Raw genomic sequence first — 10,073 nt, 5'->3', positions numbered from 1 at the left:
TTTCTCAGATCCTCTTGACAACTGCCAGAAAGCCTTAACTTGTCACCAATGGGGTTAGCCCACAGCGCATTATTTAACTGTCGGCAAGTGATGTTCTTAAGTTCAGAACATCGCAATCCCACAGTCTCCACCCTCTCTGCTTGGACTGACCTAGAAGCGCGGCATAGTGGATTAACTCTAGACCAGTTTGGACGAAAGCGACGTGCCAAACTGGGTGAATCCCACAGCACTCCCCCAAACTGCGGACGCAACCATACGATTAACGCCTTGCGCTCTTTGAACATTGACAGCGCAAACACTGCCCAGGTTATTTGTGCCACTTGTCCCTACTTAGAAGCTTGTCGTGGGGGTCATGTTTTTGGCTTTTTACACGAGCGCCTGAACGCCCTCAAGTCCTCGCGGCTTCGGGCACATCCAGAAAGCCTGCCTGACCCCACGGAGTACGACTACAGCGATGTTGTTCTGCTTTGGGATGAGTGGTCAACCCTACTGCGGACTACGCGCACTCTGGACGTGAACGTTCGCGACTTGGACGGATTGATTGGTCAACTGCTCGTGAAAGACCCTAAACTCTTTTGTGCGCTAGCGACGCTCTTGCAGGGATTAAGAGCCATGCTGACTGGTGAAACCAAACAACCCAACCGCTACGGATGGAATCATACTGCTGTTGTGGAGTTGTTACCTCAGTTACCTGAAGAACTGGACGAGGTGGCAATTGAACAGGCGATCGCCCCTGACTTGAGCTATTTAGACCCAACCGTTGGCTATGGCATCAGCGCCGCCGCTCTGCCAGCTTCTATACGCAAGAAGTTTACCGACTCAGATGCAAAGGTTGCTGAAACCATCAAGCAGAAGTTTTATAAGCAGTGGCTGATGCCTTTTCTTAAGGTATTGAAAGGAGGAGCGGGTTATTTACGAGTTGCACAGGGGGTATTAAGCATCACTCTACCCGACGACCGATTGGTGAGAACTGCCTTGGCAGCAAAAGCCAACATTTTTTTGGATGCCACTGGTGAGGCTGGGGAATTGGCGCAGTTACTAGGGATAGCACCTACCGAGATTATAAGCCTCCAACAGACTGTCCCAGAGTACAACAACCTAGAAATCATTCAGGTTACCACGTTAGGGCGCTTGGGCAATAGCGATCGCAGTGAGTTCCTACAGCAGCGAATTGAGGCGGTTGCTAATGCGTTACTCGAAAAAGACCCTAACACCAAAGTCATTGATTTCAAGAAGTTTGCTCAAGACAGCTCCTTAAGGTGGTGGGTCGAGTCTCGCGGCGTGAATGACTTAGAATCTACCACTACCCTGATTTTGATTGGCACTCCCTGTCGTACCCTCAGCCACTTGGAAGCCGAGTTTACGCTAATGCACGGGCGAGTTCCCCAACCTGGCTGTGTGGAAGTTAAGTATCCGGTTCAAATTAAGGGTCAATCGCCGCCTGGTGTACAACCATACTTCGAGATGAAGGTATCAGCTGACCTGGAGTTTAGAGCCTTCGTGCGGCATCGCATCTTGGCTGACATTCATCAAGCCATTGGACGTTTGAGAACACACAGAAGACCTGGGGAAACACTGCGTATCTATTTCTTGGGCGATTATCCGTTAGACCTCCCTGTAACGCTCACCCCTGCCTCTGAGGTCACCTCAGAAGCTGCTAGTAAAACCGAACGAGTTGAATTGGCAATCAAAGCAGCTGTGGCAGAACTTCAAGCCACTGGACAAAAAGTTACCCAAAGCGCGATCGCATCTCTCACTGGCTATTCCCAGCAGCATATCAGCCGCTTCCGCAGTTTACTCAAAATGCTTATAGGGTTTCCTAATAGCCGAATGAGTAAAACAAGAGAAAAACCACCAGAGGCTCAATGGCTGGCGAGGGAATACTTACCTCTAATTGCCTCCTTACCTACCTTCGAGATGCTTCAAGAAGTCGATACTCTCCTATCAGTCTATGGGAGAAGCGATTTTGAGTGGCTTTTTGAAGCAACACCTGCATTCACTCAAATCACTATCCTCACTAAGCTGATGCTAACCTTGCCCACTGGCAATTTGATGGAGTTGGCGCAGGCTACAGGTGCAGGATGAGTTGCTACAGCTAAAGCGGTAAATAGGGCGGTTCTATACTAGCGCTCACAGACGCTGAACAACAGCGAGTGGCACGAGTACGGGCAGTGGGAGAGGAAGATGGCACGACGCTTGACTCAAGACTCATACCCCTCTTATTTGTCATAGAGGATAGGGGAGCATGGAACGTAACAATAGCTGTGCATAAGCTATGGTACGATGACACTAAAATCTTGTTTTTACTCTACCAGAATCTAGTATACTAGATGCCAGAATCTTCTCGCACGACAACAGTTTTAGCCATCTCCTGCCTGAGTGGTGGGTCGGGTAAATCCACCACTGTGCTGAACTTAGCTACTATGCTTTCGGAAAAAGGGAAAACCCTTGTAGTGGACTTTGACCCTCAAGGCAACCTGTCTCAGTGGTTGGGATGGACCGATTTATCAGAGTCGGCGACAATTGCCGAAACCATTCTGCCGGATACCGATCGCATCAAAATAACGGACATTATCAAACCCCCTACCAATGAAGAGCGTTCGGGGCGCTTGCTATTAGCCCCCTCTGACTACAGTTTGTCCAGAGCTGCCGACGCGATCGCAATGGAGCCGGGGCGCGAACGCTTCCTGAAGCGAGCGTTGAAACCCGTTCTTGGTGACTATGACTTTATCGTCATCGACTCCCCACCCTCCAAAGGCATTTTGACTTACAACGCCATTCTGGCAGCAGATTTTCTAGTTATCCCCACCGAATGTACTAATAAAGGTGTCATGGGAGCTGTTAGTACCGTGATACTCGTCAAAGAGCTAGAAGAGCTTGATTTCGATGTCCCCAAAATTTTAGGAATTGTGCCAACCCGCGATCAGTGGGCAGGAGCCAATCAAACCCGAATGTCTAAAGCGGCGATCGCTGCCTTGAAAGAAGCTCTACCAGACATCCAGATTTTCAGCTCAGTCCGCCAAAGCACAACAGTTCAGCAGACTAACCACGTAGGCTGGTCGTTGTTGGAAGCTGGAGAACGAGCGCTGGCTTCATCTTACGTAGAAGTTGCCGAAGCACTGATGAAAGCCGTGAAGGCTCATGTCTAGGGAGGAATACGCCACTCATGTCTAGTGCCAAAAAGAAACTTCCCACAGGACCCATTCGGATTGATGCTCCAGTTACCAAACGGGTAGCCCTTCCAGATGAAAGTGGGGCAAGTAGCCTTCATCCTACGGAAACAGAAAGCTCTCGACAGATACTAGAAAATGGAAAACAAGATTCTTACTTGCCAGAAACTAGCAATCAAGAATCTAGTAATCTAGATTCAGGCAGTGTAGAAAATAGTAATCAACAAGCAACACGGAGTCGCGGGACTACTCAACAGGAGCCAGAGCTAGAGATTGAAGAATATAGAAGGGAAGATTCTTCTATTTCACCTAGAATTACTGAATCTGGCATACCTGATTCTGGCGTTAGCTTCCCAGAATACAAGAAGGTGGCAATGAGGCTGTCAGTTGAAGCCGTAGAAAGTTTGAGACAGCTACGTGCTACTACAGGAGTGCCCTACGAGATTTTGGTAGATGTGATGATTCGCAATTGGGACAATCTCCCCAAGCGCACGCAGGCAGCTTATTTACAGCAGGCTAAACAAGCCAGAGTAGAAAGACTCATTGCTGGTCAGGAGAAGACGGTGAAAACGATGAGGGCGAAATATTTGGAACAGTGAACTTTTCTAGAGTCCTTTCAGCGGATGACGGTTGCCTCCCTCGAATGCCAGCAAGTATAGCAACCGCCAAGGCGGTTAGGACGTAGACTAAAGATGTTATCGAGACCTGCTATCGTCTGCTCTACTATGCCTAAACCCTACAGTTACGACTTCCGTCAGAAAGTGATCCAAGCCATCGAGTTAGATGGACTCAAGAAACAGGAAGCGAGTGAACTGTTCAATATCAGCCGCAACACGATCAACCTTTGGTTGAAGCGCAAAGCTGAAACGGGAGATGTTCAGGCATTACCTAACCACCCCCCAAGTAACAATCATAAAATCACAGACTGGGAGAGGTTTCGGGCGTTTGCTAAGACTCATGGAGAAAAAACCCAGGTGGAAATGGCGCAATTGTGGGAGGGTGACATCAGCGAGCGCACAATCTCACGAGCCTTGAAGAAAGTTGGGTTCACGCGAAAAAAAAGACCGACGGCTACCAAGAACGGGATGAGGTGAAACGGCAGCTCTTCCGAGAGCATCTGGCAACCCATGAGGATGAAGCGATTGTTTATGTGGATGAATCGGGCATGGACAACCCTTGAAGATTACAGTTATGGCTGGAATGAAAAAGGACAACGATTTCATGCCTTGAAGTCAGGACGACGGCAGGGGCGAGTAAATATGATTGCGGCTCTTTGTAAAGGGCAACTGATGGCTCCCTTTACCGTCGAAGGCTCTTGCAATCGAAATGTGTTTGAGATTTGGTTGGAAACTTGCTTAATTCCTGTGCTGAAACCCGGGCAGGTAGTGGTCATGGATAATGCCACGTTTCATAAAGGGGGACGAATTGAGCAACTGATTCAGCAAGCAGGCTGTGAGTTGCTGTACTTACCTGCTTATTCACCGGACTTCAATCGGATTGAACAATGCTGGTCTTGGATCACTAGTCGGATTCGTAAGCAACTCGACCAGTTTGAGTGTGTACGCGATGCGATGGAGCATGTCCTACACCTAGCGTCCTAACCGCCCTGGCGGTTGCTATACTACCGCCAGCACATTACTATCTTTACACAACTTAATATAATAGAAGAAAACCGCTTTCTGGCTTGGAGTAAATAACACCAATAAAATTAGCGACAAAATGGAGCTGATTGTTTTTGGCGTGTGGAGGCAGCATTTCGGGAAGTTAAAGGAGTTACATCGACTTCTGTTGTTTATAGCAAACGTGAAACCCGCTCAAGTACAGATATAGATAGTTATGGTTAGCATTCCTCGCTCAAACACTCCAGCTTTGGTGCAGCTATTACAGTGGGTACTTAATCCTTTAGGGTATATGAGGACGAACTTTCAGCGGTTTGGCGATTGTTTCCAAGCTGAAATTTCTCCGGTTAATCCAGAGCCTCTTATCCTGCTCAACCACCCGGAAGCCATACAATATGTTCTTACTCATGACAGCACTAAGGAGATTACATCTCCTGGCGACGTCAACATTTTAGCCAAGCCAATTTTCGGTGAAAACTCGCTGATTCTCCTCAACGGCAAGCAACATCGGCGACGGCGACAGTTAATTATGCCACCGTTTCATGGCGAACGGATGAAAGCCTATGGTGACTCGATCTACACGATTGCTCGTGAGGTGATGGCAACTTGGGAAATTGGCAAACCTTTTTACGTCCGGGATGCCATGCAGCAAATCACGATGCGAGTGATTTTACAGGTAGTGTTTGGGCTTCATGAGGGCGAGCGCTACAGACGACTTGAACGCTTGTTGGCTGAGAGACTCAATCTGATTACCACTCCTGTCACCTCAATCTTGGTGTTCTTCCCACAACTGATGCTCGACCTCGGCTCTTGGAGCCTAGCTGGAAAAGTGCGGCGACTGATTCAAGAGACAGATGATCTGCTCTATGCTGAAATTCGAGAGCGAAGGGCTGAGCCTAACCCGGAGCGGAAAGATGTACTGTCACTACTACTCAGCGCACGAGACGAAGAGGGACAAGGGCTTACAGATGCCCAACTGCACGATGAACTCATAACTTTGCTAGTAGCTGGACACGAAACGACCGCTACGGCACTCGCTTGGGCATTCTATTGGGTTCACCGCTTACCTGAAGTCCGACATAAGCTGATGGCAGAACTGGCGGCTTATCGAGACACCCCTGACCTGATGGCGCTTGCCCGACTTCCCTACCTCACCGCCGTCTGCAATGAAACGTTGCGGATTCATCCGGTAGCCCTAGTAACGTTCCCACGCCGAGTGGAAAAGCCGTTGCAAATTCAAGGTTATGACTTGGAACCAGGTACGCAGATGATGGGTTGTATTTACTTGCTTCATCACCGAGAAGACTTATATCCAGACTCTAATACTTTTCGTCCCGAACGTTTCATCGAAAGGAATTATTCTCCTTATGAGTTCCTGCCCTTCGGGGGTGGAGTGCGCCGTTGCGTAGGGGCAGCCTTAGCGATGTATGAAATGACGTTGATTCTCAGCACCATCCTCAACGAGTGCGACTTGGAACTGTTAGAAACCGAGGAAGTCAAACCTGTACGTCGAGGTGGAACCCTCGCACCAAAAGGTGGAATTCGCATGTGCTTGCGTTAGCGAAAGCCCGCATTAGAACGCATCAACATACTCATCCGGTTCCTTGCACGAGGGTGCCACATGGATTGGTTTCAGTTGGTGACGTATTCAGGTAACTCAAGCAATCAAGACGTTGATAAACGTTTAAAGTAGCAGTATTACAGACCTAATCACGTACATAATAGGTTACTCGGCACTTTTGTTTGGGAGGATTCCATTGAGCACAGAGCAGCGCTTGGACAGCATCGACCAACAACTAGCTTCCTTGGTAACGATAACTGGGCAGCTAGTCCAAGCAACTGTGCAGCAGGGGCGAAACATCGAACGGCAAGGACAAAACATTGACACGTTGTTCGATGGTATGGGTCAGCTGCTCGAATCGTATACTGAGTTCAAGACTCAGTTGACAGAAACTTCGATTGAGTTTCGCTCGGACATCTTTGAACTCAAAGAACTAGGCAGACAACAAAGCGAGAGGATAGATCGCTTAGTCCTCTCCGCCCAACTGCAACAGCAGAGCATGGAACAACAAGGCTCTAGGATAGACCAATTAACTTTAACGGTGGAGAGAGCGGCTCGAACGTCTGAAAGAACATCTCAGACAGTTGAAAGGGTAGCCGAAACAGTTGAAAGGATAGGCTTTTTAACCCAGAGCCAGGACGAGAGGATTGAAAGGCTGGCTGCAACGACAGAGCGGCAAGCACAGAGCATAGAGCAGCTAGCTGCTACGACCCAACAACAACAGCGGTTGATTGATCTGCTGCTCCAGGGGCGAACTGGGAGCGATCGCTTTGACTCCGAAGGTTCCTCTTGAAACGCTCGAAAGCCAAAGGCAAGAGCAGTAGTCAATTGGGGGGTAATAAGAAGAATATCGAGAAGGGAATTTCTCATAAGCCGATGCCTACCACCCGTTCATCGGGTCTACCATCTTTGGCACTAACGGAACCCCTTCCCCTCACCCTGCACCCCACTGCGGTGTACCTTTCCCTATTGGCTCCTGGCTCCCGACGCACCATTAAGCAATCCCTCAATGCGATCGCATCTCTTCTCTCAGATGGGCAATGCGATGCAATGACATTAGATTGGTCCGCACTGCGCTATCAACATACAGCTGCTGTGCAAGGGGCATTGATGGCGAAGCACTCACCGACGACGGTGACCAAGATGATGACAGCCTTGAGACGGGTGCTCAAAGAGGCAGTGAGATTGGACTTGATGGACCCTCGTGACTATGCCAAGGCAATTGACTTACCTAAGATTAAGACGACTCAAAACCTTAGAGGTAGGGCGCTCGACGTTGATGAGATTGCTGCTTTGCTTGAGGCTTGTGCTGAAGACCCTACGCCTGCCGGGGCTAGAGACGCGGCTCTTATTGCCATCCTCCGGGTTGGATTGCGTCGAGCCGAGGCAGTCAAGCTAGAGCTGCGGGATTTCAATGCCAGCACTGGTGCTTTGGAAGTACGCAGTGGTAAAGGGGGTAAGAACCGTAGGGTGTATTTGCCTGATGGTGCTATGGAGTTAGTTCAAGAGTGGTTAGCGCTTAGGGGAGACGAACCGGGAGCGCTGTTATGCCCGGTGTTTAAATGGGGGCAGATACACATGAGACCCATGACTCCCCAAGCGGTGCTTCTAATTTTACGCAAACGAGCTCGTGAAGCGGGTGTGGCTTCCTTCTCGCCCCACGATTTTCGCCGCACGTTTTGCTCTGAGTTACTGGATGCAGGAGTTGATGTCGTAACTGTGGCTTCCTTAGCGGGACACTCCTCGCCGTCGGTTGTCGCCAAGTACGATCGAAGGGGAGAGGAGACAAAGCGAACAGCGGTGCAGCACTTACCGATTCCTCGCAAGAAGAAACGATGAGCTATTTGTCATTTTCCTCAACAGATTTCGTCGAACCTTACCAACAATTTGCCGACACTGAGGAATTTGGAACGTTTCGTGAATACTGTACCCGTCTATTAGGATGTGCTCTGACTAGGCGTAAAACCCTTCATAAAGTCAGCACCCGCTCCATCAACGGTGACGTACTTACTGATCGCATCCAATCCAAACTCTAATTTGGGAGATTCCATGCAAGTGAACCTGCCGCAATTTGGCAATTGCGCTCAGGATTAGCTGTCCTAGCGATCGCGCATGGCTAGTAAATCCTCTTCCTTGATGTTTAAAATTCGAGCGATCCTTACTAAGTCGGCATTACTGGGCTTTTCTCCCGATGCGATCGCCTCTAAATTTTCAGGATTGATTTTGCCGTCTCCAAACAACTGGTAAAAGTTTTCCTTAACTAGTTGAGCGATGGTTCTAGGTTCTAGTGCCTTTTCAATTTCAGAATCCTTGGTAGATTCTGGAGTTTTGATTTTTTCCTGACGTTCCTTGATGGCGTTCATGAGTATCGTCGCTGCTAGGTTGCTGACAGAGCGATTCTCTTCCCCTGCCCATTGCTCTAGCGCTTTTTGCATTTCCTCATTCAGATAAACCGCTACTCGCCACCTTGAAGGCATCAAAAAACAAGAACTCCTCTGTCCCATCATGGCTTACTTGGACACTCTCAAGAATTTTTTGAATTAAGTAGCATTATTGAGCCTTAGGTGTGCTACTTTGGCATCAAAGACCAAAAACATCCAAATCTCTTACTACAGGGCGCAAGTCAGTGAATTTGGGCAACAGAGTTTTACTGCCGGAATGTCGCTTCAATCGTAGGCAGAAAGCAGGATTGAACTCATTTATCAAAGTTTTCAGGAGGAAAATTGTCTTTGTCTATTGCTAAAAATCATCCCGCTCCAGCTCAGACTCCCCCTGACAACATTCCCCCTCCAATCTTCCAAGTCGGAGTATCAAAAGTGCGTTGGAAACCCATGCCGACATCAGACTGGGGCTTGGTCATGGGAATGCGATACATTTGGGCAGAACACCTAGCTAGCTGGCAGTGGCAATACTACGTCGTCCTCGACCCATCAAGCCCGTCTTACCCGTGGGCGAAAGCCGACTGGGGATGGCCGGATGACCTAGAGCCTGTGCCTAGCGACTCATCTTCAGCAACACAACTCGTTGAAGAGGTGACAAGCCGTGAATAGTCACCGTCCCCTTAGAGCCAGAGAACTCGCCCTCCTGAATCTCTACAGCAACTGCCAGCTATCAATGGATGTGTTTGAGTTCTATCAAAAATGGAACGTGACACAGCGACAAATCGCCGCGATTTGTGGGTGCAGTCTAGCCAACGTAGAACGCTGGTTCGGCAGCACTCGAATGGTACCCGAAGCGATTTACACCAGGCGGCTGGCAGAGATGGACTTAATTTGGGAATTATGGGAGCAGATTCCAGTAGAAGTGAGAGAACAGTTATGTCCTCATTGAAGTGCAGCGTATAGTAGCACCCAACGAGGCAACAAACGTAGAGAGTACCAAAGAACCCTCATCGTGAGGGTTTTGGTTTGCCCTGGAATAGGTGTGGAGCTTAACTTTGTCTAAGGTGAGCTTTTGAGAGCTTTCGTACTTAGGCGACACTGATGTCGTGTTAACTGACCGTCGAGTGCAACGTTCGTCAAATTTTTCGTGTAAAGCTAAAAGTAAAGATACCAGATAGGGAGATGTCTATTTGGAACGATTAGAACAGAAAAAGAGATCGCTTTTGAGAAGTAGAATTCGACGATTTTCCTCCTACGATACATCTCTACAATCCTCCGCTAGTAACTTACTAGACCATATTGGCAGAAATAAGTGACCAGCTTAAGCAGGTTCGGGAAACCC

The 10,073-nt window shown here is 48.8% G+C and carries 11 protein-coding genes and 1 pseudogene; 11 read left to right on the top strand and 1 reads right to left on the bottom strand.

Going from position 1 to position 10,073, the window contains the following annotated elements; translation table 11 throughout:
- Positions 1-48: 48 nt before the first annotated feature.
- The 9 genes and pseudogenes from AC5JL3_RS24755 (at position 49) to AC5JL3_RS24715 (ending at position 8,189) form a co-directional block, all read left to right on the top strand.
- Complete coding sequence (locus tag AC5JL3_RS24755; protein ID WP_496077007.1) at positions 49-2,085, top strand: hypothetical protein; 2,037 nt, start codon at positions 49-51, stop codon at positions 2,083-2,085.
- A 245-nt stretch (positions 2,086-2,330) separates the two neighbouring features.
- Complete coding sequence (locus AC5JL3_RS24750; RefSeq protein WP_496077006.1) at positions 2,331-3,149, top strand: ParA family protein; 819 nt, start codon at positions 2,331-2,333, stop codon at positions 3,147-3,149.
- A 17-nt stretch (positions 3,150-3,166) separates the two neighbouring features.
- Positions 3,167-3,769 (top strand): hypothetical protein, encoded by a 603-nt coding sequence (locus AC5JL3_RS24745; RefSeq protein ID WP_496077005.1) that lies wholly within the window; start codon positions 3,167-3,169, stop codon positions 3,767-3,769.
- A gap of 93 nt (positions 3,770-3,862) precedes the next feature.
- Positions 3,863-4,264 (top strand): IS630 transposase-related protein, encoded by a 402-nt coding sequence (locus AC5JL3_RS24740; protein ID WP_496077004.1) that lies wholly within the window; start codon positions 3,863-3,865, stop codon positions 4,262-4,264.
- Positions 4,265-4,303: 39 nt separating this feature from the next.
- Positions 4,304-4,771, top strand: a complete 468-nt coding sequence (locus tag AC5JL3_RS24735; RefSeq protein ID WP_496077003.1) for an IS630 family transposase — start codon at positions 4,304-4,306, stop codon at positions 4,769-4,771.
- Between the two features lie 132 nt (positions 4,772-4,903).
- A pseudogene (locus tag AC5JL3_RS24730) lies at positions 4,904-5,014 on the top strand (hypothetical protein); the annotation flags it as partial.
- The gene (locus AC5JL3_RS24725) at positions 5,007-6,350 is read left to right on the top strand and encodes a cytochrome P450 (RefSeq protein WP_496077002.1); all 1,344 of its coding nucleotides are present in this window, start codon (positions 5,007-5,009) and stop codon (positions 6,348-6,350) included. The pseudogene AC5JL3_RS24730 and the gene AC5JL3_RS24725, both read left to right, overlap by 8 nt.
- A 196-nt stretch (positions 6,351-6,546) precedes the next feature.
- On the top strand, positions 6,547-7,143 hold the full coding sequence (locus AC5JL3_RS24720) for a hypothetical protein (protein ID WP_496077001.1): 597 nt from the start codon (positions 6,547-6,549) through the stop codon (positions 7,141-7,143).
- Positions 7,140-8,189, top strand: coding sequence for a tyrosine-type recombinase/integrase (locus AC5JL3_RS24715; RefSeq protein ID WP_496077000.1), 1,050 nt, complete (start codon positions 7,140-7,142; stop codon positions 8,187-8,189). Before AC5JL3_RS24720 ends, AC5JL3_RS24715 begins: the two co-directional genes overlap by 4 nt.
- A gap of 260 nt (positions 8,190-8,449) precedes the next feature.
- On the opposite strand, the gene AC5JL3_RS24710 is transcribed toward AC5JL3_RS24715, so the two are convergent.
- A complete protein-coding gene (locus tag AC5JL3_RS24710) occupies positions 8,450-8,827 on the bottom strand; it encodes a ribbon-helix-helix domain-containing protein (RefSeq protein ID WP_496076999.1) in 378 nt (125 codons plus the stop codon).
- 252 nt (positions 8,828-9,079) lie between these two features.
- Between AC5JL3_RS24710 and AC5JL3_RS24705 the strand changes: the two genes are divergently transcribed.
- On the top strand, positions 9,080-9,400 hold the full coding sequence (locus AC5JL3_RS24705; protein ID WP_496076998.1) for a hypothetical protein: 321 nt from the start codon (positions 9,080-9,082) through the stop codon (positions 9,398-9,400).
- Entirely contained in the window at positions 9,393-9,680 is a 288-nt protein-coding gene (locus AC5JL3_RS24700; RefSeq protein WP_496076997.1) for a helix-turn-helix domain-containing protein, read from the top strand. The genes AC5JL3_RS24705 and AC5JL3_RS24700 overlap by 8 nt, the downstream gene beginning before the upstream one ends.
- Positions 9,681-10,073 lie beyond the last annotated feature (393 nt).

The organism is Symplocastrum torsivum, assembly GCF_059505465.1.
The sequence above is the reverse complement of the archived record's forward strand: the minus strand, read 5'-3'. Positions and strand labels throughout refer to the sequence as shown.